This is a genomic window from Paraburkholderia sp. BR10882, from assembly GCF_040948855.1.
Taxonomy (GTDB): Bacteria; Pseudomonadota; Gammaproteobacteria; order Burkholderiales; family Burkholderiaceae; genus Paraburkholderia; species Paraburkholderia nodosa_A.
In genome coordinates this window covers 14,214-38,737 of sequence record NZ_JBFPKP010000025.1, presented here as the reverse complement: position 1 = coordinate 38,737, position 24,524 = coordinate 14,214, and the positions used below count along the sequence as shown (strand labels likewise).

19 protein-coding genes and 2 pseudogenes are annotated in these 24,524 nt (G+C 64.2%); 3 read left to right on the top strand and 18 right to left on the bottom strand.

Going from position 1 to position 24,524, the window contains the following annotated elements:
* Nucleotides 1-17 precede the first annotated feature (17 nt).
* The 11 genes from AB3X99_RS36185 to AB3X99_RS36135 all read right to left on the bottom strand — a co-directional run bounded on the left by AB3X99_RS36185 (nucleotide 18) and on the right by AB3X99_RS36135 (nucleotide 12,083).
* Nucleotides 18-779: a triose-phosphate isomerase gene (locus tag AB3X99_RS36185; protein WP_368619662.1), complete on the bottom strand. Its 762-nt coding sequence runs from the start codon at nucleotides 777-779 to the stop codon at nucleotides 18-20.
* Between the two features lie 110 nt (nucleotides 780-889).
* On the bottom strand, nucleotides 890-1,840 hold the full coding sequence (locus AB3X99_RS36180) for a D-ribose ABC transporter substrate-binding protein (protein WP_069267210.1): 951 nt from the start codon (nucleotides 1,838-1,840) through the stop codon (nucleotides 890-892).
* Between the two features lie 69 nt (nucleotides 1,841-1,909).
* Nucleotides 1,910-3,001, bottom strand: a complete 1,092-nt coding sequence (locus AB3X99_RS36175; protein WP_368619661.1) for an ABC transporter permease — start codon at nucleotides 2,999-3,001, stop codon at nucleotides 1,910-1,912.
* Between the two features lie 27 nt (nucleotides 3,002-3,028).
* Nucleotides 3,029-4,585, bottom strand: coding sequence for a sugar ABC transporter ATP-binding protein (locus AB3X99_RS36170; protein ID WP_368619660.1), 1,557 nt, complete (start codon nucleotides 4,583-4,585; stop codon nucleotides 3,029-3,031).
* Entirely contained in the window at nucleotides 4,582-5,238 is a 657-nt protein-coding gene (locus AB3X99_RS36165) for a DUF2291 family protein (RefSeq protein ID WP_368619659.1), read from the bottom strand. The genes AB3X99_RS36170 and AB3X99_RS36165 overlap by 4 nt, the downstream gene beginning before the upstream one ends.
* Nucleotides 5,239-5,289: 51 nt before the next feature.
* The gene (dhaL, locus tag AB3X99_RS36160; protein ID WP_368619658.1) at nucleotides 5,290-5,943 is read right to left on the bottom strand and encodes a dihydroxyacetone kinase subunit DhaL; all 654 of its coding nucleotides are present in this window, start codon (nucleotides 5,941-5,943) and stop codon (nucleotides 5,290-5,292) included.
* Entirely contained in the window at nucleotides 5,940-6,962 is a 1,023-nt protein-coding gene (locus AB3X99_RS36155) for a dihydroxyacetone kinase subunit DhaK (RefSeq protein WP_368619657.1), read from the bottom strand. Before AB3X99_RS36155 ends, dhaL begins: the two co-directional genes overlap by 4 nt.
* Nucleotides 6,963-6,974: 12 nt before the next feature.
* Nucleotides 6,975-7,907 carry a sugar phosphate isomerase/epimerase family protein gene (locus tag AB3X99_RS36150; RefSeq protein WP_368619656.1) on the bottom strand — a complete coding sequence of 311 codons (933 nt, stop codon included), beginning with the start codon at nucleotides 7,905-7,907 and terminating at the stop codon, nucleotides 6,975-6,977.
* A gap of 47 nt (nucleotides 7,908-7,954) precedes the next feature.
* Entirely contained in the window at nucleotides 7,955-9,463 is a 1,509-nt protein-coding gene (locus AB3X99_RS36145; RefSeq protein ID WP_368619655.1) for a glycerol-3-phosphate dehydrogenase, read from the bottom strand.
* 20 nt (nucleotides 9,464-9,483) lie between these two features.
* Nucleotides 9,484-11,106 (bottom strand): FGGY-family carbohydrate kinase, encoded by a 1,623-nt coding sequence (locus AB3X99_RS36140; RefSeq protein ID WP_368619654.1) that lies wholly within the window; start codon nucleotides 11,104-11,106, stop codon nucleotides 9,484-9,486.
* Nucleotides 11,106-12,083 carry a sugar-binding transcriptional regulator gene (locus AB3X99_RS36135; protein ID WP_069267203.1) on the bottom strand — a complete coding sequence of 326 codons (978 nt, stop codon included), beginning with the start codon at nucleotides 12,081-12,083 and terminating at the stop codon, nucleotides 11,106-11,108. Before AB3X99_RS36135 ends, AB3X99_RS36140 begins: the two co-directional genes overlap by 1 nt.
* Before the next feature lie 180 nt (nucleotides 12,084-12,263).
* On the opposite strand from AB3X99_RS36135, the gene AB3X99_RS36130 reads away from it, so the two are divergent.
* Both AB3X99_RS36130 and AB3X99_RS36125 read left to right on the top strand, forming a co-directional pair.
* A complete protein-coding gene (locus AB3X99_RS36130; protein ID WP_368619653.1) occupies nucleotides 12,264-13,781 on the top strand; it encodes an FGGY-family carbohydrate kinase in 1,518 nt (505 codons plus the stop codon).
* 15 nt (nucleotides 13,782-13,796) lie between these two features.
* Complete coding sequence (locus AB3X99_RS36125) at nucleotides 13,797-15,539, top strand: glycerol-3-phosphate dehydrogenase/oxidase (RefSeq protein ID WP_368619652.1); 1,743 nt, start codon at nucleotides 13,797-13,799, stop codon at nucleotides 15,537-15,539.
* Nucleotides 15,540-15,593: 54 nt separating this feature from the next.
* Here AB3X99_RS36125 and AB3X99_RS36120 read toward each other — a convergent pair whose 3' ends face one another.
* Both AB3X99_RS36120 and AB3X99_RS36115 read right to left on the bottom strand, forming a co-directional pair.
* Nucleotides 15,594-16,838: an amidohydrolase family protein gene (locus tag AB3X99_RS36120; RefSeq protein WP_368619651.1), complete on the bottom strand. Its 1,245-nt coding sequence runs from the start codon at nucleotides 16,836-16,838 to the stop codon at nucleotides 15,594-15,596.
* The gene (locus AB3X99_RS36115) at nucleotides 16,835-18,253 is read right to left on the bottom strand and encodes an MFS transporter (RefSeq protein ID WP_069267199.1); all 1,419 of its coding nucleotides are present in this window, start codon (nucleotides 18,251-18,253) and stop codon (nucleotides 16,835-16,837) included. The genes AB3X99_RS36120 and AB3X99_RS36115 overlap by 4 nt, the downstream gene beginning before the upstream one ends.
* On the opposite strand from AB3X99_RS36115, the pseudogene AB3X99_RS36110 reads away from it, so the two are divergent.
* A pseudogene (locus tag AB3X99_RS36110) lies at nucleotides 18,222-18,605 on the top strand (alpha/beta hydrolase fold domain-containing protein); the annotation flags it as partial. The gene AB3X99_RS36115 and the pseudogene AB3X99_RS36110 overlap by 32 nt on opposite strands.
* Before the next feature lie 163 nt (nucleotides 18,606-18,768).
* Here the strand turns inward: AB3X99_RS36110 and AB3X99_RS36105 are convergent.
* The 5 genes and pseudogenes from AB3X99_RS36105 to AB3X99_RS36085 form a co-directional block, all read right to left on the bottom strand.
* Nucleotides 18,769-20,037, bottom strand: a complete 1,269-nt coding sequence (locus tag AB3X99_RS36105; RefSeq protein ID WP_368619650.1) for an NAD(P)/FAD-dependent oxidoreductase — start codon at nucleotides 20,035-20,037, stop codon at nucleotides 18,769-18,771.
* A gap of 62 nt (nucleotides 20,038-20,099) precedes the next feature.
* On the bottom strand, nucleotides 20,100-21,689 hold the full coding sequence (locus AB3X99_RS36100; RefSeq protein WP_368619649.1) for an amino acid permease: 1,590 nt from the start codon (nucleotides 21,687-21,689) through the stop codon (nucleotides 20,100-20,102).
* Nucleotides 21,690-21,945: 256 nt separating this feature from the next.
* Nucleotides 21,946-23,181 carry an SRPBCC family protein gene (locus tag AB3X99_RS36095; protein ID WP_368619648.1) on the bottom strand — a complete coding sequence of 412 codons (1,236 nt, stop codon included), beginning with the start codon at nucleotides 23,179-23,181 and terminating at the stop codon, nucleotides 21,946-21,948.
* A 54-nt stretch (nucleotides 23,182-23,235) separates the two neighbouring features.
* Nucleotides 23,236-23,373 (bottom strand): annotated as a pseudogene (locus tag AB3X99_RS36090) (LysR family transcriptional regulator); the annotation flags it as partial.
* Entirely contained in the window at nucleotides 23,373-24,524 is a 1,152-nt protein-coding gene (locus AB3X99_RS36085) for a porin (protein ID WP_368619647.1), read from the bottom strand. The gene AB3X99_RS36085 and the pseudogene AB3X99_RS36090, both read right to left, overlap by 1 nt.

Genomic DNA, 24,524 nt, shown 5'->3' with positions numbered 1-24,524 from the left:
GCAAGCCCGCATCGAGGTCAGAGCACTGCCCCGACGCGCTTCAATATGTCCAGATACCCGCTCACATCCCACGCCGAACGGCCGATGAAGAGCCCGTCGATATTCGGGCAGGCGGTGAGCTCCGCGCAGTTGTCGGGGTTGACCGAGCCGCCGTACAGGCACGGGATGCGGCGGCCGAGAATCGCCTGCGCGACCTGAATGATTCCCGCCTGTCGCGCATCGGCGTACTCGGGGCTGGCGGGAACACCACGTTCGCCAATGGCCCACACCGGCTCGTACGCGAGCAGAATCGGCGCTGCGCGCTGTTCCGTACTGAGTCTTGCCAGCGCAGCGCGGACCTCGCCAGCCAGCACTTCTGCAGCGCGGCCGCTTTGCTTGTCGGCGAGCGTCTCGCCAACACAGATCAACGGCGTCAGCCCATGGCGCACGGCCGCCTCGACCTTGAGGCCAACGGTGTCGTCAGTTTCGCCGAAATGCTCGCGCCGTTCGGAATGACCGAGTTCGACGAGGTCCATGCCGCAATCGACCAGCATCGGCGGCGCTATCTCACCGGTCCAGGCGCCGTGCTCGGCCCAGTGCATGTTTTGCGCGCCGACCTTGATGTCGGTCTCCGCAAGAATGGATTTGACTTCCCGAATCGCGGTGAAAGGCGGAATCACGAAGCACTGAATTCGCGGGTCGTCGGGGCTGGCAAACATGCGCTCGGCAAAAGCGATCGCTTCCGCCAGCGTCTTGTTCATCTTCCAGCTCGTGCCGACCCAAAAGAGGGAATCAGTCATGGTTACCTTGTTGCGTCTATGCGCTCACGTCTCACAGCGCATGTCGCGCCGGAACCGGCGGGAGCGGCTCGACCCGCCAGTCCGGCACAGTGATCAATACGCCAGTCAACTCACTTCGACAGCACGAACGGCGCGGTGTACTTCGACGCGTTCGCCTTGGTGATCAGCACGCAATCGAACAGCTGCTTCTCGCTCGATGCGCCCGTCTTGCCGGTTTTCAGGTACTGGTCTGCTTCCTGCACCGCTTTGGCCGAGAACTCGGCGACCGGCTGCAGCACGGTGTATTGCAACTCGCCGGCCTTGACCGCGTCGACTGCTGCGGGCGAACCGTCGAAGCCGCCGACCTTCACGCTCTTGAGCTTGCCTGCCTGCTTGAGCGCGGCGATCGCGCCGAGCGCCATTTCGTCGTTGCCGCTGATGACACCGATAACGTCCGGATGCGCCTGCATCAGGCTCTGCGTGGCGTTGAAACCTTGTGTGCGATCCCAGTTGGCCACTTGCGAGCCCACCATCTTCAGATCCGGATACTGACTCAGCACCGATTTGTAGCCGTTCGAGCGCGTCGCGGCGTTGTTGTCGGACGGCGCGCCGAGCAGTTCGACGTAGTTGTCTTTCGAGCCGACGTCCTTGACCCATTGCTGGGCGCCCAGGGCGGCGCCTTGAGCGTTGTTCGACACCAGCTGCGCCTTGGCGAGGCCCGGCTGATTGATTTCCGCATTGACGAGGAACACCGGAATCTTCGCGGCGATCGCCTTCTTCACGGCGCCAACCGAACCGCTCGCGTTGGCCGGGTCGAGAATGATCGCGACCGACTTGTTGGTGATGGCGGTGTCGATCTGCTGACTCTCGGTATTCGTGTCGCCCTTCGACGCGGAAACATTCGCGGTGTAGCCGAGCTTTTTGGCTTCGGCAGAAGCGATGTTGCCTTCGGCCAGCCAGTACGGGTTCGCAGGATCGTTGACGATGATGCTGATGAGGCCGGCGGCTTGAGCCTGTCCGGCGAACAAGGGTGCGGCCAGGGCCAGGGCCGCAAGGATCGTGGTCTTTGTCTTGAAGGTCATGAGTTGTCTCCTCCTCAGTGGATGATGGTGAAAAGCGTCAATTCACTTCTCGCTTGCCGGCCGTATGGCTCAGGCCTTGCCGCCTTGCGAAGAAGCCAGTTGTCCACCGGTCGGCGCGGGACGCTTGACACGGCGGCGATATTGAATGGCGTTCAGCAACACCGCGAGGACGATGACCGCGCCGGTGAATACGGTTTGCCAGTAAGATGAAATGCCGATGATCACGAGACCGTCGGACAGAAAGCCGATCACGAATGCGCCGAGCAGCGTGCCGCGGATATTGCCGGTGCCGCCCATCAGCGACGCGCCTCCGATCACCACGGCCGCGATGGCCGTCAGCTCGTAGCTCGTGCCCGCCGTCGGACCGGCGGAGGTGAGCTGCGAGGAGAGAATCAGACCGGCGATCGCCGCGCAGATGCCCGAGAGCATGTACACGCTGATCTGCACGTGCTTTACCGGCACGCCGGAGAGTTCCGCCGCGCGGGCATTGCCGCCCGAGGCGTAGAGCCAGCGGCCGAATGCCGAGCGATTGAGCATGATGCTGCAGAGCACTGCGATCGCCACCAGAATCAGCACGCCCACCGGCACGTTGAACAGCCGGTCGAAACCAAGCCAGTCGAAACCGGTATTGCCCAGGTCTGCCTGTCCACCGAGGTTGTTGTAGGTGAGCCCGTTGGTCTTCAGCAGTGCGAACCCGCGCACGACATACATGACGCCGAGCGTGGCGACGAAGGCCGGCACCCGGAAGCGCGCGATGAGAACCCCGTTGACGAGGCCGATGAGCGCGCCGAGCGCGCAGCACAGCACGACCACCACCCAGACCGGCGGATACACCACGACGCCGAGCATATTCAGCGTCACGCCCTGCATGAAGAATCCCGCGACGACACCGGAGAGTCCGAGCGTGGAACCGACCGAGAGGTCGATCCCTCCGTTGATGATCACGAGCAGCATGCCGATCGCAAGGATCCCGTAAATGGCCACGTGCGAGGCCATCGTCAGGAAGTTTTCTAGTGCGAAATAATTTGGTGACAGAAAGGAAAAGATAATGACGATGGCGATCAGCGCGAAAAACGCACGTCCTTCGAGCAGGATCTTGCCGAAGTCAAGCCCTTCTCCGCCGAAGCGACTGGATCTCGGTGTTTTGGCGGCATGGTTCATGTTGAATGTCTCCTGGCATTGCTTCGATCAGACAACCACGGCTTCGCCCGAGGCGGCCATGATGTCGTCCTTGTTGGCATCCGGTCCGAATTCGGCCGATATCTTGCCGCGCCGCATGACGATGATGCGGTGCGCGACGCTCAGACACTCCCCGACTTCCGAAGTCGAATAGACCACGGCCAGACCTTGCTTCGCGTTCTCCGCGAGCAGGCGGAACACCTCCGCTTTCGCGCCGATGTCGATGCCGCGGCTGGGTTCGTCGAGCAGGATGACTTTCGGCCCGGTCGCCAGCATCTTGCCGATCACCACCTTTTGCTGATTGCCGCCCGAGAGCGAGCGGATCGACGCCCCCGCTCCCGATGTCTTGACGTGCACGTTGCGGATCGATTCGCCCACGAGTTCGCGCTCGGCGCCAGCCGACATCAGGAACCCCTTCACAAAGGAGCGGATGCTCGCGAGCGACATGTTCGAGCCCACGCTCATGGTCGGCACGAGGCCATCGCGCTGCCGGTCCTCCGGCACCAGCACGAGGCCCTTCGCGATGCGCTCGCCAATGCTCAGCGACGCTATATCCTCGCCTTCGAGCAGCACCTTGCCGCCCGTGACAGGCAGGTGCGTGCGGCCGGCCACCGCTTCGAGCAGTTCCGTGCGGCCCGCACCCATCAAGCCGTAGATGCAGACGATCTCGCCCGCGCGCACCTCGAGCGACAGATGATCGACCACCGAGGTGCCCGTGCCCGATTCGTCGGCGACGCTGATGTCGTCGATGTCGAGCGCGACGTCGCCGAACGCGTAACCCGTCGGCGGCGAGCCAAGATCGAAATTCTCGCCGACCATGTTGCGCACGATCCAGCCGAGGTCGATGTCCTTGCGCTGCGCCGTGGCGGTGATCCTGCCGTCGCGCAGGACCACGGCGTCGTCCGTGACCTGCAGCGCCTCTTCGAGATGGTGCGAGATGTACACGATCGACACGCCGCGGCTCGTCAGGTCGCGAATCACCTTGAAGAGCACCTCGACCTCGGAGGCACTCAGCGCGGAAGTCGGCTCGTCCATGATGAGGATGCGCGAATCGACCGAGAGCGCACGTGCGATCTCGACCACCTGCTGCTGGCCGAGGCGCAGGTCGTGGACCAGCGTCATCGGGTCGATCTCTTCTTCGAGGTCGACCATCAGTGCCTGCGTCTGGCGCGCCTCTTCGGCGAAGTCCACGCCGGTCGGCGTGCGCAGCTCGCGGCCCATGAAGATGTTGTCGCGCACGCTCAGATTGGGCGCGAGGCTCAACTCCTGGTGAATGATCGAAATGCCGTGATCGCGTGCATCGCTCGACGAGGCGAAGGCGACCCGCTCGCCGTCAAGTTCGATCTCACCCGACGTGGGCTTTTCCACGCCGGACAGGATCTTCATCAGGGTCGACTTGCCTGCGCCGTTCTCGCCGAACAGCGTCGTGACCTTGCCGCGATGGATCTCGAAATTCACGCCCTTCAGGGCATGCACGCCGCCGTAAGACTTGACGATGTTGCGCGCGGACAGCAGGACGCCGTCCTTCGTTGCGGCAGGTGTCGTGATAGGGGTCGCGGTGCTCATTTGACGTCCAGCTTCACAGGAGTGACGAGCCAGCCGTTCGGATTGATCAGCTGGAATACGCCGACGACCGAGACGGTCTTGCCGGTCAGTTTGGTCGTATCGATTTTCGATAGGACCTTCTTCTTCATTTCCGCATTGATCGCGTAGCCGGCGTTCTGATAGTCGATCTGATTGGTGAACTGGCCGAAGCTGATGTCGCCGGTGGCGTCGCGCAGATCCGTGCCGTTGATTGCCGGTCCTGTTTGCACGCGCACGACCAGCGAGTCAGGCAAACCCGGCACCATCACTTCGTACACGCCCGCATCTTCCTTGCCCGCTACACCGGTGAATTTCACCGACATCTCGGGCCCCACGCCGCCGCCGGCCACACCGTACTGCTTGCCCGCCGCGTCCTGATCCTTGGCGATGGCCGCGGCCAGCGTGGCGGCATCGACTGCGCGCTTTTCGATGGCGGCCTGAGTTTTCGGAAACTGCTTCTTGCCGTAGGCGGCCGGTTCGAATTCCTGGGTCTGCGAGTCCGCGCTGGAGCCGATCTTCACGACCTTCGTGCTCATCGCCATCGCAACCAGCAAGATCACCAGCAATACCACTTCGATCACAAGGCGAGCCTTGTGCCCGCCGTGACCCTTCGTCGATGGAGCAATGGCGCTCATTGGCTCACCTCCGTTGCGTCGGTACCGCGGCTTTGCCGGCCGCCTGCCCATTCAATCCGTGCCATGTCTCCTCCAGTTTTCTACGATCACATTCACCACCATCGCGGCCGACGCCGCGCCCGGGTCCATGTGCCCGATGCTGCGTTCACCGAGACGCGACGACCGACCCTTGGTCGCGACCATCGCGATCGTCGATTCGGCGCCCGCCGTTGCCGCCTCGCCCGCGCGCGTCATGATCTCGCGCACCGGCAAGCCCTCCTCCATGCCGTGTTCGATCGCCTCCGCAGCGGGCGCCCAGGCGTCGACCATGGTCTTTTCACCGACTTCGGCCCGGCCGCGCGAGCGGATGCCTTCTGCCATCGCTACGATCAGGCCTGGCGCCTCGTTCAGTGGCAGTGCCTGCCGCGCACCGGCAAGCTTGGCCGCACGCATGAACGCGGTGGCATAAAGCGGTCCCGACGAAGCGCCCACCGCGTTCAGGAAACCCTTGGCCGCCGCGTTCAACTGATCCGCGAGCGTGGCGTCCGCCGGCAGCACCTCGATCGCTTTCGAGGCGGCAGTGAAGCCCTGCTCCATGGCGATACCGTGGTCCGCGTCGCCGATCGCGCCATCGAGCCGGCACAGCTCGTCGCGCGCCTTCGCGATGGCGTCCGCGAGTTCGCGGAACAGGCGCGCCAGATCGGCGGTCGTCAGCGCGGGCGTCATGCAGCCCTCTGCTGAAACATCGCGCATTCGCACGGGTGATCGATGAGGCGCTGAAGTTCGTCGTCGAGATGCATCACAGTGATCGACGCCCCCGCCATTTCGAGCGACGTGCAAAGCGGCCCGACCAGCGTGCGATGCACCACCAGCCCCGCATCCTTGAGCCGCTGCGCCACGCGGCGGTTGAGGATGTACAGTTCCATGAGCGGCGTGGAACCAAGCGAGTTCACCAGGACGGCAACGCGATCGCCCTTTGCCGCGTCCATCTCGGCGAGGATCGCGTCCATGATCTCGTCGGTGATGGCGTCGGCCGTGCGCAGCGTCTCGCGGCGCATGCCCGGCTCGCCGTGAATGCCCATGCCGATTTCCATTTCACCGGCCGCGATCTCGAAGTTCGGACGCCGCGTTTGCGGCAGCGAGCACGGCGCGAGCGCCACCCCCAATGTGTAGGTGCGCGCGTTGGCATGACGCGCCACGCGCTCCACCTCGTCGAGCGGCATCATCAGATCGGCAGCGGCGCCCGCCGCCTTGAAGATGAACACGTTGCCCGCCACGCCGCGGCGCGTTGCGCGCTTCTCGCGCGGCGCCGAGGCGATGTCGTCGGTCGTCAGCACCGTGCGCGCCTCGACGCCCTCGAGTTCGAGCATCTCGGTGGCCATGTCAAAATTCATCACGTCGCCGGCGTAGTTGCCGTACATGAACAGCACGCCCGCGCCGCCATGCGCGGCGAGCGCGGCATCCACGGCCGGTTGCGGCGGCGGCGACGCGAAGACGTTGCCGATCACCGCCGCGTCGGCCAGCCCCTTGCCGACGAAGCCCAGAAACGTCGGCTCATGGCCCGATCCGCCGCCGATCACGAGCGCCACCTTGCCGGCGCGCGGCCCGTTGCGCGCGACGATCGCGCGCGGCGCACTGTCGTTGCGCGTGAGCAGATCGCCGTGGGCAGCCATGATGCCTTCCAGCATCTCGTCGACGGCGGCGTCGCCGTCGTTGATCAGTTTCTGTGTCCTCGCGCCGTGCATCGTCGGATCTCCTCAGATATTCAGATCGGCAACGCCGGAATCGAAATGCGGCGCCCAGAACGCCACGGATTCAGCGATCTGCTCGACGACCTGGCGATCGGTCGGCTCGCGCTCCTTGAACGACAGTTCGAGGCAGATCTCGTTGTCGCGTCCACCGCCTTCGTGCAGCGCCTTGATCAGCGGTTCGGGCTGAATGCGGCCGCGCGCGTTGAACTCGGCGGTGAAAGGACGATGACCGCCCTTGTCCATCAGCGACTGCTTGATGTGAATGATCGGCGACACCCGCGGCACGGCGCGCGCCCACGCATACGGATCGAAGTCGTCGGGATTGGGGCTCGTGACGTCGCCGTGGTCGATATCGGCCATCATCCACATGGGAATCGCCATGTTCGCGGCGCTCAGCTTGTCCTGCAGCGCCATGCACGCGGCGATGGTCTCGCCGAACTCGCGGCCGATCGACATGGGTTCCCAGAACACGTATGTCAGCCCCGCGGCCTTCGCATGTTCGGCGACTTCGGCCCAGCAATCGATCGCGGTTTGAATCAGCGCGTCGCGGCGCGCCCGGTCGTCGAAGTCCTTGTAGGTGAAGATGGCGAACTGCGTGCCGATCGAATCGCCGCCCAGGTCGGCGGTGATATCCGCGAAGGTCTTGAACCAGTCGACGTAATAGCGGCGTACATCGGCATCCGGATGACCGAAGTGATTCAGCCGCCCGTATGGCCCCGTCATGCCCGACGTGATGCGCACGCCGGTACGCGTCATCGCCGCCCGCATCTCGCGCGTCAGCCTGCGTGTCGTTGCTGCCGGCCACGACGGATTGATGAACTCGTGAGTCAACTGCACGTCACGGATCTTCATGTCGTGCGCAATGGCATCGATCAGGTCGGCCGGCTCCGCGAAGCGGTTCACCAGCGGATTCGTGTTCAGTGCGAGTGTGAATGCCATGTTCGTCTCGTGTCCTATGGGTTGCCTCGGGATTGGGGCCCGCCTGCCTACGCGGATTTCCTGACGAGGCCGTCGAGCCAGACGCCGAAGGCGGCCTTTTGCGCGGCGCTCATGTGCAAGCCGTGCTTGGTGCGCCGCGTGAGCAGGTCGTCGGCCGACTCAGCCCATTCGTTAGCCATCAAATAACGTGCCTCCGCCTCATAGAAGCTCGGCCCGAATTGCTGGCCCAGACCGGCAAGCGAGGTCGCGCCGTTGATCACCCGGGCCGTCAGCGTGCCGTGCGTCTGCACGTAATAGCGCAACAGGTCACGCGGCAGCCATTCGTACTGCGCCTGAAGTTTCGCCATGAAACGCGGCACGTCGGCGCCTTCGATGTCGCCACCCGGCAGCGTCGCGGCTGCGGTCCAGTCCGCGCCCATCTTCGGGAAGGTCGGCTGCAGCTTTTGCAACGCGTGCTCGGCGAGCTTGCGGAAGGTGGTGATCTTGCCGCCGAAGACGTTCAGGAGCGGAGCACCGCCGCTAACGTCGAGGTCGAACACGTAATCGCGCGTGACCGCCGACGGATTGCCCTTGCCGTCGTCGTAGAGCGGGCGCACGCCCGAGAATGTCTCCACGATGTCCTGCTTGCGCAACGGATGCTTGAAATAGCGGTTTACCGCCGAGAGCAGATAGTCGATCTCGTCGTTCGTGATCGCCACCGTTTCCGGCGCGCCATCCCAGGCGACGTCGGTCGTCCCGATGAGCGCCTTGTCGCCTTCGTATGCGTTGATGAAAATCACGCGCTTGTCGTGGTTCTGCACGAGGTAGGAATGCGGACCTTCCCAGAACTTCGGCGTGACGAGATGGCTACCCTTGACGAGCCGCACCTTGCGCGTCGACTGCGCGCCCGCGCGCCCGATCACTTCGGACACCCAGGGTCCGGCCGCGTTGACCAGCGCCCGCGCGCTCACCACCCGCGTCGCGCCGTTGCGCGCGTCGCGCAGTTCCACGCGCCACGTCCCGCCCTCGCGCCGCGCCGAAACGAACGCGGTGCGCGTGAGCACTTCGGTGCCGCGCCGGGCGGCATCGACGGCGTTGAGCACCACCAGGCGCGCGTCATCGACCCAGCAGTCGGAATACTCGAAGCCTTTGCGGTACTCGTCCTTGATCGGCGCTCCTTCGGGGTTACGCCACAGATCGAGCGAGCGCGTGCCCGGCAGCTTCTTGCGGCCGCCAAGATGGTCGTACAGGAACAGGCCCGTGCGCACGAGCCAGGCGGGACGATCGCCGGGACTGTGCGGCAGCACGAAACGCAGCGGCCAGATAATGTGCGGCGCGGCGTTGAGCAGCACTTCGCGCTCGATCAGCGCCTCGCGCACGAGCCGGAATTCGTAGTACTCCAGATAACGCAGGCCGCCATGAACCAGCTTGCCGGAACGCGACGACGTGCCCTGCGCGAGATCGTCCTTCTCGCACAGCATTACCGACAGCCCGCGGCCCGCCGCATCGCGCGCGATACCCGCGCCGTTGATGCCGCCGCCGATGACACACAGGTCCACCATGTCCTTCTCGCTCATCTCACGTTCCATGTTCGACGTTAGTTGAGGCTTGCGGAAACTGGCCGATGCCGGGATTTCAGCAATCGAGCCGTTTCCGCCCACGTCGGCACCAGCGCCTCGCGTGCCTTGCGATACGCGGGAAAAAGTTGCGCGTACAAGCGGGTCAATTCCGCATCGGGCGACTCGGGCCGTCCCAGCAGCGGCGTCACCCATTCGGCGATGCACGCATTCATGTTCGGGTACACGCCGAGCGCAACCGCAGCCATCATGGCCGCACCGGCCGCGCCCGCTTCCTCGCGGGTGGAGATCCGCGTGGGCGCGCCGACCACGGCGCCGAGCACGCCGCGCAACGCGCGCGAACGCGTCGCTCCGCCGGTCAGGCGTAGCTCGTCAGGCATGGGTATGCCCATCGACGTGTAGCAGTCGCGTGCGGCCATTCCGAGCCCTTCGACCACGGCGCGGACCAGGTCCGGATAGCGGCTTTCGCTCGTCAGTCCAATGAAGTCCGCACGCGCGTTGGGCTCGACAAACGGCCCGCGTTCGCCCGCATCCGAGATATACGGGTGATACAGCAGCGAGCCCGGCCGCCCTTCCTGCAGCCAGCCGTCGATGCATTTGATCCGGTCGCTGCGCGAGAGGCTCGTGCCGAACTGCGTGAGCAGATCGCAGGCGAGATTGAGCACCCAGTCGACGTTCAGCGTGGCCGCCATGTTCGACTGCACCTGCGCCGACATGCCCGGCAACGGCAACGCGATGACATAGCCCGTGCCTTCCGCGTTCAGATGCACGTTCTCGTTGCGCATGGCCCGCATGTGCATGCCCGTCGAGCCGACGATCGAGCAACTCGCGCCCGCCGCGCCTTCGGTGTGGATGCCCGCGCCCAGCGCCGTCAGCACGATATCGACGAAGCCGAGAGACACGGGCGTACCGGCCAGCAGGCCCGTCTCGGCTGCGGCCTGCGCAGAGAGGGGATGCGTGAGTTCGGTCCCGTCGATAATCTCGGGCAGCAAGCCGCGCCGCGCGCTCAGGCGGAGTGCGTCGATGACCGCATCGTCGTAGCGGCGCGTGCGAAAGTTGCCGTAGGTGAAGCTGGCCTCCGACGGATCGGTCGCGCGCACACCGGTGAGATTGAGATACAGCCAATCCTTGCAATGCAGCGCGACTTCGGCGCGCGCCAGCACGTCCGGCATCGTCGCGGCCATATGCGCGATCTGCGCGCCCTGGCTGCATGCGGCGAGCCCGGTGCCGGTCGCCTCGAAGCGCGCGCGACTTGCGGGGCCTTCCTGCAAGGCGCGCACCGTGTTCGCGGCGCGCGCATCGAGCCACAGCCAGGCGTCGCTTGCGGGTTGATTGTCCGCACCGACGAGCCACGTGCCATCGCCCTGGCCCGTGACCGCCAGCGCCTGCGTGCGCTGCGCGAGGCCCTCGACCTGCTCGCCGAGATCGCGCAAGGTCTGCGCGCAATCGGCCCAGGTTTGCGCCAGCGACTGGGTCGCCGCGCCATCGGCGCTGGTCGTGTAGCGATTGGGCAGCGAGGCCACGGCAATCTGCCGTCCCGACAAATCGAAGGCCACGGCCTTGATGACCGAGGTGCCCGCGTCGATGCCGACGAGGAGATCTCGTGCCGCGTTGCCCGTGACTGTGCCCATGACCTTGTCCATCACGGCGCTTCCGTCGCGACAGGGTCGCCATTCAGCGCCAGCGCCGTGGCCTCGTCGGTGATCAAGCCGCTAAGGAGTCCGCTCTTCAGGACGGCGCGGATGGCCGCGATCTTCGACGCGCCTCCGGCAATGGCCACAATGCGCCGGCTCGTCAGATCGGCCAACGGAGGCGCGACCGTGCGCGCCGCCAGCGACGTTTCGACGGATTCGCCGGCGTCGCTGAAAAAATGGCCGAGCAGTTCGCCCTTGCCGCCCTTGCTGCGCACTTCCTCGATTTCGGCCGGCTCGATCATCTGCGACGCGACAAGCTGCGCGTCCTCGTCCACCGAGCCGATGCCGACGACCATCAAATCCGCATGCGCCGCGAGATCGAATACTTCGCGCACGCCACGCTGCGAGAGCAGCACCTCGCGATCCTCCGCGGTATTGGCGAAAAACGGCAGCGGCAGCACGTACGACACCGCGCCCGTCTGGTCGGCGAGCTTGTGGATGACGTCGTACGGATTCGCGGTGTACTTGCGCGTCACGCCGCCGAGCAGCGACACGAAACGCACCGTGCCTGCGTCCATGCGCGGGATGTTCGCGACCACGGCGGCGAGCGTGCGCCCGTGTCCGATGCCGATCACGCCGTCCTGGCGCGCCGCGATCTCGCGTTGCAGGAAGTACGCCCCCGCGACGCCCAACGCACGCAACGGCAAGTCGCCTTCGTGCAGATCCGGCACCACTTCGCAATAGCTCAGGCCATAGCGCTGGGCCAGTTCGGCTTCGAGCACGACGCACTCGGCGACATCGCCGTCGATCGTGAATTTGATCGCGCCGCTCTGATTGGCGCGCGTGATCAACCGGTGCGCCTTGACGCTGCTCACGCCGAGTCGGGAGGCGACGTCTGCCTGGGTCTGCCCGGCTGCGTAGTGCAGCCAGGCCGCGCGTATCGCAAGGCTGTCCTCGGCGTCACGCTTTCCGGCGATTTTCGTCATGTTGTCTCCATGCACCCACGAAAAGTGATATTTTTTTCGTGCGTTGAAATTTATTTCAGTGACTTCAAGGTAAGCATTCCTTTGGCCGGCTGCCATCCGCGATAACCCTGGATGGTCTTCGCCTGCTCAAGGGGCCCGGAGGAAGTTGTGCAACGCATCAAAAAACAGCATGGAGACACGATGGAGCGCTATTTACTCGGCGTCGACAGCGGTTCGACCGCCACCAAGGCCGTCGTCTTTGACACATCCGGACGCACCGTCGCGGTGGGAAGCCGGCGGGTCGAGCAGCGCCAACCGCGCGCGCGACACGTCGAACGGGACATGCAAGAGGTTTGGGCAGCGGCCTGCGGCGCCATCCGCGATGCGTTGCACGAGATTCCGCCGGACTCGATTGCGGCCGTGGGCGTGACCGGGCACGGCGACGGGCTCTATCTCGTCAACCGCGCCGGCGCGCCGCTCGGACCGGGTGTCCTGTCGCTCGACAGTCGCGCATTCGAGGTAACCGAGCGCTGGCGTGAGGCAGGCGTGCTCGAAAAAGCGCTGACGCTGACGGGACAGCAGCCCTATCCCTACGCCGCGGTGAGCCTGCTGAAGTGGATCCAGCTCAACGAGCCGGAACGCTTTGCGAAGATCGGCCACGTGCTCTTTTGCAAGGACTGGCTGCGTCTATGCCTGACCGGCGTGCCGGCCACCGATCCGACCGAAGCGAGTTCGTCCTTCACCGATGTCGATACGCAGACTTACAGCGACGAAGTCCTGGCGCTCTACGGCCTGACGTCGATCGGTCATGCGCGGCCGCAGATCATCGCTTCGGCGGCGGCCGCCGGCCGGGTCACCGCGCGGGCCGCCGCGCAGACCGGGCTGAAGGAAGGCACGCCGGTTGCCTGCGGGCTGCACGATGTCACGTCGAGCGCGCTCGGCATGGGCAACATCGAGCCGGGTGTTGTTTCGATTACGGCGGGCACGTTCAGCATCAACGAAATCCTCTCCGATCGACCGCAACGGGATCCGCGCTGGTCATGCCGCAATGGCACGCGCCCCGGCCAGTGGATGAACATGTCCATCTCGCCTGCTTCATCGAGCAACATCGACTGGGCGTTGCGCGAACTCTTTCAGCACGAAACGCAGGAAGCCGCGCGGCGCGGCTGCTCGCTGTTCGACCTGATCGGCGACGAAGTGCAAGCGGCCTTCGCGGAGCCGAGTTCGGTCATGTTTCATCCGTTCCTGTTCGGCTCGCCGTTCGAGCAACCGGCGAGTGCGTCGTTCTTCGGCATACGCTCGTGGCATCGTCGCGCGCATCTGGCGCGGGCCGTGCTCGAAGGCATGGTGTTCAATCACCGCTGGCACGTCGAAGCATTGACGAGCGCGTTTCCTGCGCGTCGGGCCGGGCTGACTGGCGGAGGCTCGTCGAGTCCCCTGCTTGCCCAGCTATTCGCCGATGTCCTCGGCGTCGCGATCGATATTCCCGAGAGTCGGGAGGCCAGCGCGCTTGGCGCTGCGCTCTGCGCCGGTGTCAGCGTGGGCGTTTTCGCCTCGCTTTCCGAAGCGACCGCGCGCGCGTGCCGGGTCGCGCACACGTACGTTCCGGACACCCAACGACATGGCCAACTCGACGAGGCGTATGCGCTCTGGTCGCGGCTCACGGCAGCCATGCAGCCTTTGTGGCCCGCGCTCGATCATGCGGCCATCGCGCACTGAAAGGGGAGCGCAACGATGACAGAACGAAACCGCAAATTCTTTCTCGACCGCGTGAGGCAGCGGCCGAAGGTCAGCGTGTTGATTGTCGGTGGCGGCATCAACGGCGCGGGCCTCTTTCGCGACCTCTCATTGCAAGGCGTCGACTGCCTGCTGATCGACAAGACGGATTTCGCTTCGGGGGCGAGCAGCGCGCCGTCGCGGCTCATCCATGGCGGCGTGAAGTACCTCGAAACCGGCGAGTTTCGCCTCGTGGCCGAATCCACGCTGGAGCGCAACCTGCTGCTGAAAAACGCGCCGCACTTTGTGCGGCCGCTCGAAACCGTATTGCCGATTCACTCGTACTTCGGCGGCATGATCGCGTCCGCGCGCCGCTTCTTCGGCATGAAGGCAAAGCTCGCCGATCGGGGCGCGGTCATCTCGAAGATCGGTCTGGCGATGTACGACTTTCTCGGCCGGCATGACCGCACGATGCCGCGGCACCGTTTCGCGCTCAGAAAGCAGTCGCTGCAGAGCCTGCCGCTGCTCGATCCTGCGATCAAGGCGACTGCCACGTATTACGACGCCAAAGTGACGCAAGCCGAACGGCTGAACTTCGAACTCGTCGCCGATGGTCTCGCTGCCTGCGAGCACGCTGCCGCAGCCAATTACGTGAGTGTCGATCACGTGGAGAGCGGCGTCGTATGGCTGCGTGATCTCGTGACGCAAGAACGCATTGCCACGGAGCCCGCGATCGTCGTCAATGCGGGCGGCGCGTGGATCGACAGCGTCAATGCTGCGCTCGGGATCGAGCGGAAATATATCGGCGGAGCGAAGGGGTCGCATTTGATCGTCGACCATCCCGAGCTCCATGCGCAACTGCGCGGCCGCATGGTGTACTACGGCTCGAAGGACGGTCGCATCTCGCTCATCTATCCGTTTATGGACAAGCTGCTCATCGGCTCGACCGATATCCGGGTCGACGATCCGGACGGCGTGCGCTGCGAGGACGACGAGGTCGCCTATATGCTCGGCGTCTTGCGCGAAGTCTTTCCCCGTGTGGATCTCAAGCAATCGGATATCGCCTTCCGCTATAGCGGCGTGCGGCCACTGCCTTATTCAGACGCTGCGAATCCGGGCGATGTGAGCCGCGATCATGTGGTGCACGTCGATCACCTGCCGGGTACGCAGATCTCGGTGCTGTCGCTGGTGGGCGGCAAATGGACGACCTTTCGCGGATTTGCGGAATCCGTCGCCGACGATGTGCTCGGACGCCTCGAACGCTCACGCAGGATCAGCACGCGCCACGAGCCGATCGGCGGCGGCCGTGATTATCCGCACGATGCAGGCAAACGGGACGCGTGGATCGGCGCGCTCGCACAACGCGACACTCTTCCGGCCGCACGGGCCGAGACGCTTTTCGCCCGCTATGGCACAGCGGCTGCGGCGGTCGCCGCGTACTGCGCGCATGCGCAGGACGGACGCGCGGATCATTCGCTCACGGGCGAGGCGGCGTATACGACCCATGAAATCCGATACCTTTGCGAGCAAGATATGGTGACGCATCTCGCGGATCTGGTGTTCCGCCGAACGACCATTGCGATCTCAGGGCATCTGACGAACGCATTGTTGCTGGAAGTCTCCGCGATTGCAGCACAGGCGCTAGGATGGGATTCGGCACGCACGCTGCAGGAAATTGATGCGACGCGTGAAACTGCGTGTGAGCGGCATGGAGTTGTGCTTTCCAGCGGCGAGATTGCAACCCGGAATATTCACTGTTGATGTCCGCACAAGTGCCAGCCTGTCTGCCAATTCGGCTAGCATGCCTTGACCGCTTCAACGCAATTCGTTGAACTCGACGTGTCCGCCCTTCATCACCAGCGGAATGTGATCGCCCTGGCCGCCGAGGCAGCTCAGGTCGCGCAGCGGATCGCCATCGACCACCAGCACGTCGGCATAGGCGCCCGGTGCCAGGCGTCCCAGCTTGCCCGTCATGCCGAGGATTTCGGCGCCGATGGTGGTGGCGCTGCTGATGATCTCCCCAGGCGTCAGGACTTGCGCGCGAATCGTGAACTCGTCGCTTTGCATGCGATGCGATGGGCCGAGCAGATCGGTGCCAAAGCCCATCTTGACCCCGGCGCGTTTGAATATTTCCAGTGACTGCAAGCCGGCCTCGCGCACGATGTCGATCTTGGCCGCGCTCTCGGGGGGCAAGCCGTAGCGCTCCCCTTCCAGATGCAACGCTTCGTAGGCCACCAGCGTGGGCACCGCGTACGCGCCGTGCTCGGCCATCAGCGCGGCGGTCGGTGCGTCGATCAGATTGCCGTGCTCGATGGTGCGTACACCGCAGCGCACCGCACGCTGCATCGATTCGGGCGTATAGGCATGCGCCATCACGTAAGTGCCGCGCGCGTGGGCTTCGGCGACGACCGCGCGGATCTCGTCCTCCGAGTAACCGAGCGCGCCGACCGGATCGGTCGGCGACGCGACCCCGCCCGAGGCCATGATCTTGATCTGGTCGGCGCCTATCTGCAGTTCTTCCCGCACGGCCCGGCGCAACGCGTCGACGCCATCGACCACGCGGCTCAAGGCCCCGACGCGCACGCAGCAGTTGCAGGGCGCGTCGCCGACGATGAAGTCCGAGCGCGCGCGCACGTCGCCGTGGCCGCCGGTCTGGCTGAGCGCACGCCCGGCAACGAACAGGCGTGGCCCCTGCGCAAGGCCCATTTCGATCGATTGCTTCAGCGCGAAGCCGGCGCCCCCCGCATCGCGCACGGTCGTGAATCCGCGCCGCAAGATGCCGCGCATGATCGGAACCGCCTTGAGGGTGACGAATACGTTGGGCATCCTCGCCTGGGCCGGCAAGTCGAACTGCGTCGCGACCATATGCGCATGCAGGTCGATCAGGCCCGGCATGATGGTCTTTCCTGCGAGATCGATGATCTGCGCGTCGTGCACGTCAATCGGCTGTGTCGACATTGCCTTGATCGTGTCGCCTTCCACCAGCAGATTGTGGCCCGGCTGCAAAGCGCCTTGCAGCGGATCGAGCAAAGCACCGTTCTTGAACAGGATGCGGTTCATACGTTCCTCCTTTGGTTGCCTCGCGCGAGCGTGTCATGCGCCGACTCCGAGCGCTTCATGCGCATGGCGGCAATTTCTTCGAGCGAGCGGCCGCGCGTGGGTACGCCCATGATCAGAACGGCGAGCGCGCCGATGATCAGCACCAGCGTCGTGGCGCCAAAAACCCCGCCAAAGCCCAGGCGCGGGTAGAGATAGCCAACGAGGATCGGCGCGGCGATCGCGCCCAGGCGCCCGATTGCCGAAGCGACGCCCATGCCGGTCGCACGAACGTCGGTCGGGAACACTTCGGGCGTGAAAGCGTAGACACCGGCATACGTGCCGTTCATGAAGAACGACAGCAGGAAGCCCGCGGTCAGGATTTCGGCATTGCCGTGCGTGAGCGCGAGTCCCAGCGCGGAGAGGCCGCCCAAGGCCATGTAGCTCGCGATGGTGGCCTGGCGGCCGATCTTTTCATTGAGCCACGCACCCGAAAAATAACCGGGGATTTGCGCGAGGTACATGACGAGCGAATACGAAAAGCTGCGCGTGATGGTCATGCCGCTTTGCACCAGCAAACCGGGAATCCACGTAAAGAACGCGTAGTAGCTGAACGTGATCGACAGCCACATGAGCCAGGCCATCGCGGTAATGCTCGCCAGTTCGCGCGACCAGAGCGCCTTGAGATTGCCGAGCGGCGTGCCGCGCCCCGCGGTCGCCGGCGCGGCTGGCTCGTGCGGTTGCAGCGGTTCGAGCTGCAAGCCGTTGGCGCGCACCTCCGCTTCCATTTTGTCGACGATCGCCTCGGCTTCGGCGGTTCTGCCGCGCGTATCGAGCCAGCGCGGCGACTCCGGCAATGCACGCCGCCACCACAGCAGCATGACGACCGGCAGCGCGGTGATCACCGAGACGACGCGCCAGGCATCGGGTGCCAGCGGGATGACCAGATAACCGAGCACCGCGGCGGCGACGAAGCCGAACGAAAAGAACGCCGCCAGACTGCCGGTGAACGTGCCGCGATACTTGCGCGCCACGAACTCGGAGAGAAACGGCGCCACGATGGCGCTTTCCGCGCCGGTGCCAACGCCGGCTACGATGCGCATCGCCATGAAGAACGGCCAGTCCTGCGCCCCGGCGCTAATGAGCGAAGCGATGCAGTAGATGATCAGCGCCCACACCATGACCGTGCGCCGCCCGATCACGTCGCCGAGGATGCCGGCGAGCGCGGCGCCGAAGAAATACCCGATGAAGGTGCCGCTACCGAGCACGCCGGTCTGTACGCTGCTCAGATGCCACTGCGTGCGCAGCACCGGCAGCATGAAGGCCAGCACGGCGGCATCCATCGCATCGAACACATAGCCCAGCCCTCCCAGCCACAACAATCGCCGATGAAAGCTCGAATACGGCATGCGTTCTATGCGTGCTGGAATCTTCGACATGGCTTGCCTCCAGAAGGGGGAGTGGCGTGGCGCCGGGCAATGTCAGGCGAGTATAGGGAGCCGAAATAGACGCGTCTTGACAACAAACCGCACCGAACATGCGGATTCCAGCACAGCGGCACACCCCGCGCGCGGAGCGGCTGAGTGTACGGCTCCAGCGGGCCCAGGAAGTGCGCTATCGCCTCGACAAAAGCCTGATACAGGCGGGTCGTTCGCCGGCATGCCGCCGGCTTTCGTGGCCGTGGCCGAATTCGATCCCTTGCGTGACGATGGCAATTTTTACGTCGAGCGGTTGCATGCAGCAGGCGTTGCCGCGCAGTTTCATCTCGGGCGCGGATTGCTGCATGGCTGCATGCTGCCTTGAGTCGTGAAGAATGCCCAATAAAACGGGCGCTCATTCTTCTTCACGAATCGGCGCATCGGCTCCTGTATTCACTGACGCCGTCGAATACGTAACCCGCGCAGGCAACCCGGCCTCGCAGCAGGCATCGGGTTGCGCGAAGTGAATGCGGGACTCAGTGGCGGTATCCAGCCAGCGCATCGCGCGCCTGGAAAGCACTGTACGTCAATTGTGCGGCCGCGAGGCCCGCGAGGCCGAAGGTGCGCGTCAGGCTGAATGCGGAAAAGCCTTCGGGCACCGGCACGCCCAGCGCCAAGGCGTCGGCAAGCGTCTCGCCCGCAACCGTGGTGGGCGCCATGCCGTGGCCGCCGAACGCGATGGCATGCCAGACGCCGTCGGCGTCTCGACCGATTTGCGGCATCTTGTGCCGCGCGTAGCTCATCAAGCCACCCCACGCGTGTTCGATCTTCACATCCGCCAGTTGCGGATACACGCGTGCGAGGTCGCGCTTGAGCAATCGCGCGATGGCTTCCGGGCCGCGGTCGAGCACCGAGATCCGGCCACCCCAAAGAATGCGCGTGTCCTTCAGCGGCCGGTAATAGTCGAACGCGAAGCGCGTGTCGTAGACCGCGTAGGGCGCGTCGATCGCATCGGCCAGGCGCGCGCCGAGCGGCTCGGTGGCGATCACGTAGGTCGCGATCGGCAATACCGCGCGCTCGATACGCGGTGCGACGCCGCGCGCATAGCCGCCGCCGGCGAACACGACATCCTTCGCCGTCACGCTGCCATGTGGCGTGCGCACGACGAAGCCCGCGCCGTTCCGCTCGATCGCGCGCACCGGCGATTGGTCGTAGATTCGGGCGCCGCCCTGCGTAGCGACGTTCGCCACACCGAGCACGTACTTCAGCGGATGGAAATGAAAAGCGTTGGGCTCGAAGAGTCCGCCGTGATAACGCGTGGTCTTCAACTGCGAGCGCAATGCGTCCTTCGTCACCGGCTCCCAGTCGACGCCAAAATCGCGCTTCATCAGCGTGCGCGTGGCGTCGAGCCGCGACGGATCATCGAACCAGTTCGCAAGCATGACGCCACGATCGACGATCTCGCAATCGATGCCGTAGCGCGCGATGCGCGTGCGGATCAGGTCCACGGCGTCGACCGTGAGCCGGTACAGGGAGCGCGCCTGGCTGTGCCCGAGCGTGCGCAGCAGATCGGCATTATCGAGGCTGTAACCGCCGAACACGAAGCCGCCGTTACGGCCCGATGCGCCAAAGCCCACGCGCTCGGCATCGAGCACGACGACGTCGCGCACGCCGCGCTCGACTAGCCCGAGCGCGGTATTCAGGCCGGCGAGGCCGCCGCCGACAATGCAGATTTGCGTATCTGTCTTGCCGCTCAGTTGCGGGTAGGACGGGCGAGAGACGGTGGATTCGTAGTAATTTTTCATGCGATTACAGAATTTCGATGTGCGAAAGGAAGACAGGAGAAAGTCGACGCCGCAGTACTGGATCAAACGTCCGAAGCCGCCTTCACCTGATTCGCCTGGATAGCGATGCTGCCAGGATAACCGGCGCTCGACGAAGTCTCGGACGAAGCCGCCATCTGGCGTTCGATCCACGGCGCGATCTCCATGTCTTCGTAGCGAACCAGCCTGCTTTTGCGCACGATCGAGTAGCCCAACCAGACCACGAGAAAGAGCGGCAGGCCGATATAGGTCGCGGCCACGTCTACCCAGTCTATCTTATTGGCAAGGAAAGCCTGATAGTTCTGGCCGAGCGTGACGACGGTACACAGCACGGCGGCGAGAATCGGGCCGAACGGGAACCATTTCGCGCGATACGGCAGTTGCTCGAGACGATAGCCCTGCTTCAGGAATCCCTTGCGGAATCGATAATGGCTGACCGCAATGCCGAGCCACGTGATGAAGCCCGCCATACCCGACAAGTTCAGCAACCACAGATACATCGTCTTATCGCCATAGAGCGACGAGAGGAAGCACAGTGCCCCGACCGCAGTCGTCGCATACAGTGCGTTGCGCGGCACGCCGCCTGCCGAGAGCTTCGCGAACAGCCGCGGCGCGCGGCCTTCCATGGCGAGGTTGTACAGCATGCGGGTCGACGCGTACATGCCGGAATTGCCGGCGGACAGCACGGCGGAGAGGATGACCGCATTCATCACGCCGGCCGCGAACGCAAGACCCGCACGCCGGAAGACGAGCGTAAATGGACTCACGCCGATATCGGTCACGTCGCTCTTCAGCAGGTTGGGATCCGTGTAGGGAACGAGCACGCCAATGACGAAAATCGCGAGCACGTAGAAAAGCAGGATGCGCCAGAATATCTGTTTGACTGCACGCGGAATCGTCGAGCCCGGATTTTCTGCTTCACCCGCCGCCACGCCGATCATCTCCGTGCCCTGGAACGAAAAGCCCGCAATCATGGCAACGCCGAGCATCGCGCTCCAGCCGCCGGCAAACGGCGCATCCTTGATCGTGAAGTTTTCCCAGCCGTTGCTGGGGCCGCCATGCAGGATGCCGAAAATCATCAGGAGGCCGATCGCGATGAACGCAAGCACGGTCAGCACCTTGATCAACGCGAACCAGTACTCGGCCTCGCCGAAGCCGCGAACCGACAACGCGTTGAACGAGAAAACCACAGCCAGGAAGAGCGCGCTCCACCAGATGCCCGGCACGTGCGGGAACCAGTAGCCCATCACGAGTTGCGCCGCGACCAGTTCGACGGCGATCGTCACGGCCCAGCTATACCAGTAGTTCCAGCCGATGGCGAAACCGAAGCCTTCATCGACGAACTTTGCACCGTACGCGGCGAACGAGCCCGAAACAGGCATGAACGCCGCCATCTCGCCGAGGCTCGTCATCAGGAAGTAGACCATCAGGCCGATCACCATGTACGAAAGGATCGCGCCTCCGGGTCCTGCCTGCGATATCGATGCGCCCGTGGCCACGAATAGGCCCGTGCCAATGGAGCCGCCAATGGCGATCATGCGCAGGTGGCGCGCTTGCAGGCTGCGATGGAGTTTGGGCTTCCGGGGGCTCGAGCTGGATGGATTCTCAGTATTCTTGCCGGATTGTGAACGCATGACGTGCGCTGTCTCCATGTCGACTTTCAGAGGCGAAGCACGTCTGGCCTTTCCGCTGCCCTCTTGCGGGGTTCACGCACGGGACCGACCGACGTACGTGCCGTCTTCATTTTTTTGGGGTGGCCGCACGCCTGAAACGAAGCGGCCGGGAATGCGCCTGCGGTGTGCAGCACACACGCGACGCCGGACCGAGTATAGGGATTGGGAAACGCAGGCGACAAACGATATTTAAGAACTAATTGATGCACTTTTTTCATCAAGCCTGCGAAATCGCCCACCGCGCTCCCTTTACGTACTCCGCCAGCTTCCGCGCGTACCAGTTGGTGAAGTTGGTCAGCATGAACTCCGCAGGCGCATAAGGCCCCGGCGTATACGCTTTCGAATTCACGCCGCGCTGATTGTGCATCACCAGCGTGGCGTCCTGCTCGTTCGTCGCGCGCCATACCGCTGTGAGCGTCTCTATGTCGTAGTCCACGCCTTCTACGGCATCCTCGTGCACGAGCCAGGTCGTCTTGAGCGCAGTCTGCGTGGCCGACAAGGGCAGCACGCGAAAATGAATGATATGGTCCGAGAGGAAGTGGTTCCAGTTGTTCGGAACCCTGAACATCCGCACCGATCCGATATCGGGCTCGGTCAGGCCGCCCAGCAGCTTCTTGCATGCAGGGCGCCCGTCTGCGGTGAACGACACCGCGCCGCGATGGAACGGCAATCGGATGCAGCGAAATTCCGTTCCACCATCCGCGGGCACATGCGGCAAGTCGAGATGATCCCAGAGTGCCGTCTTTTCCTGCATCAGGAACTGGAAATCGCGGTTCGCGCGCGGGTCGTCCGGCAGCGCGAATTCAATCAGCGTGGCGAGCAGTTCCGGGTGACTTCCTACGCAGTGATAGCACTCCCGATTGTTCTCGATGACGAGTTTCCAGTTCGCCTCCTCCACGAGCGTCATGGAAAAGGCGACCTTGGTGCGATCCGGCCGGTGCGGCGCGATATACGGCGTGACCGCCGCCTTGAAGCGAGAGATATCGGGTGGCGTGTCGGCGATGCAGACATAAACCATCCCGCAGATGACCTCGACATGAACCGGACGCAGGCCATGCGCGCTGCGATCGAAACCAGCGGGCATCTGGCGCGCGCTCAGCAAGCTGCCGTCGAGCTCATAGACCCACTGATGATACGGACAGACCAGCCGCTTCGCGTGCCCCGCCGGCTCGGTGCACAGAAGCGAACCGCGATGGCGGCAGGTGTTGAAGAACGCGCCGACGTCCCCGCCCTTCCCGCGCAGCACGACCACCGAGGTCTTGCCGATATCGAGCGTGATGTAGTCGCCTTCGCGCGGAATTTCGGCCACGTTGCACGCAAACAGCCATTCGTTCGAGAAGACCGCCTCGATGTCCAGTTCGTGCATCGCAGGGTCCGTATAGAAGTCTCCTGCGAGGCTGTAGCCTTCGCGCCTCGCCTCGAGCAACGAACGAACATGGGTAAAATCGATCACGCCAAACACTCCTTTTTAGTCGGATTCCACGAGACGTTCGCCTGCACCCCCAGCTTCGAGTATCCCGACGCGCTTGCTCACAACTGCCGCCGAGGCGGAGAGCGCGTCGGCGGCCGCACTGAAGCTCGACTTGCGGGCGACCGTGCAGAAGACTCGCAGGTCGTCCAGCTCCGGGTTGGCAGCTGGCTTCATCAGAACGTATGGCGCACGCCGATGCGCACATCGGCCTGCGTGGTCGTGGAAGACGGCGTGAAGCTATAGCCGATCACCGCATCCACGCCTTCCGACGCCTTCAGCCAGTCGCCCGAGATGTAGACGTCCGTGCTCTTCGAAAGCAGGTAATGCATCGCCGCCGAGAGCTGGTTCCAGTGATGGCCGTCGAAGTGCGTGTACTGATAGCCGCCCACGAGACTTGCCGCCGGCGTGATCTGCCAGTTCGCGCCGCCCTCGGCGACCTGCATGTGCTCGCTTTCGCCGAACGCCTTGATCTGCGTGTACGTGAACGCGCCCATCAGCGTGACCTTGTCGACTACGTAGCTCGCGCCGACGCCGAAGGTGCCCTGCTTGTCCACGGGGAATGGCGTGTTGGCATAGAGCGAGCTGACGGCGCCCGTGGCGGGATCGACGCTCACGGTCGGCCTGCCGAAGAACGTGCGCACGCCGATCATGTTGTACGGGTCGAACGCGTAGATGCCCGACGGGTTGTTCAACTGCGTATAGGCCGTGCCCATCGAAAACGCGCCGTGCTGATACTGCGCGCCCACGCTCCACGCGCTGCCCGTATGGAAGTCCCCCGGGGTATTGCTGAACGAGTACATGCCGCCGAACTGGAATCCGCCGAACGAGTTCGACATGAACTTCACGGCGTTCGGCAGATGGTCGCCGTTCATGCGGTCGAAGTCGCCCTGGTTGATGGCGTAGCCACTCGCCCATGACGAGGCGTTGTACAGGTAGACGAACTCCTGGGTCATGTCGATCTGGTTGCCGAACGTGAGCGTACCCCAGTTGTTTTGCAGACCTACATAAGCCTGGCGGCCAAAAAGCGATCCTCCGTTCGTGAGCTGCCCGTTGCCAATGTGAAAGCCGCTCTCCAGCTTGAAGACGGCCTTCAGACCGCCGCCCAGATCCTCGGTTCCGCGCAGGCCCCAGCGGTTTCCGTACGAAACGCCGTCGTCGAACTTCACCTGATACGAACCGCCGGCGTTGCTCACGTAGGTGACGCCCGCGTCGAGCACGCCGTAGAGCGTGACGCTGCTTTGTGCACGGGCAGCCACCGGAAGCGCGGCGAGCGCGAGCGCAGCCACATGCAGTGCGGCAAGCCGCATTGTATTCATCGATTTCAT

Coding starts and splice junctions, on each gene's coding strand:
- dhaL (WP_368619658.1), bottom strand. CDS start 5,943: ATGACGCCCGCGCTGACGACCGCCGATCTGGCGCGCCTGTTCCGCGAA.
- AB3X99_RS36085 (WP_368619647.1), bottom strand. CDS start 24,524: ATGAAATCGATGAATACAATGCGGCTTGCCGCACTGCATGTGGCTGCG.
- AB3X99_RS36140 (WP_368619654.1), bottom strand. CDS start 11,106: ATGGACAAGGTCATGGGCACAGTCACGGGCAACGCGGCACGAGATCTC.
- AB3X99_RS36180 (WP_069267210.1), bottom strand. CDS start 1,840: ATGACCTTCAAGACAAAGACCACGATCCTTGCGGCCCTGGCCCTGGCC.
- AB3X99_RS36130 (WP_368619653.1), top strand. CDS start 12,264: ATGGAGCGCTATTTACTCGGCGTCGACAGCGGTTCGACCGCCACCAAG.
- AB3X99_RS36175 (WP_368619661.1), bottom strand. CDS start 3,001: ATGAACCATGCCGCCAAAACACCGAGATCCAGTCGCTTCGGCGGAGAA.
- AB3X99_RS36115 (WP_069267199.1), bottom strand. CDS start 18,253: ATGTCGAAGATTCCAGCACGCATAGAACGCATGCCGTATTCGAGCTTT.
- AB3X99_RS36155 (WP_368619657.1), bottom strand. CDS start 6,962: ATGCACGGCGCGAGGACACAGAAACTGATCAACGACGGCGACGCCGCC.
- AB3X99_RS36185 (WP_368619662.1), bottom strand. CDS start 779: ATGACTGATTCCCTCTTTTGGGTCGGCACGAGCTGGAAGATGAACAAG.
- AB3X99_RS36165 (WP_368619659.1), bottom strand. CDS start 5,238: ATGAGCGCCATTGCTCCATCGACGAAGGGTCACGGCGGGCACAAGGCT.
- AB3X99_RS36145 (WP_368619655.1), bottom strand. CDS start 9,463: ATGAGCGAGAAGGACATGGTGGACCTGTGTGTCATCGGCGGCGGCATC.
- AB3X99_RS36125 (WP_368619652.1), top strand. CDS start 13,797: ATGACAGAACGAAACCGCAAATTCTTTCTCGACCGCGTGAGGCAGCGG.
- AB3X99_RS36135 (WP_069267203.1), bottom strand. CDS start 12,083: ATGACGAAAATCGCCGGAAAGCGTGACGCCGAGGACAGCCTTGCGATA.
- AB3X99_RS36150 (WP_368619656.1), bottom strand. CDS start 7,907: ATGGCATTCACACTCGCACTGAACACGAATCCGCTGGTGAACCGCTTC.
- AB3X99_RS36100 (WP_368619649.1), bottom strand. CDS start 21,689: ATGCGTTCACAATCCGGCAAGAATACTGAGAATCCATCCAGCTCGAGC.
- AB3X99_RS36170 (WP_368619660.1), bottom strand. CDS start 4,585: ATGAGCACCGCGACCCCTATCACGACACCTGCCGCAACGAAGGACGGC.
- AB3X99_RS36105 (WP_368619650.1), bottom strand. CDS start 20,037: ATGAAAAATTACTACGAATCCACCGTCTCTCGCCCGTCCTACCCGCAA.
- AB3X99_RS36120 (WP_368619651.1), bottom strand. CDS start 16,838: ATGAACCGCATCCTGTTCAAGAACGGTGCTTTGCTCGATCCGCTGCAA.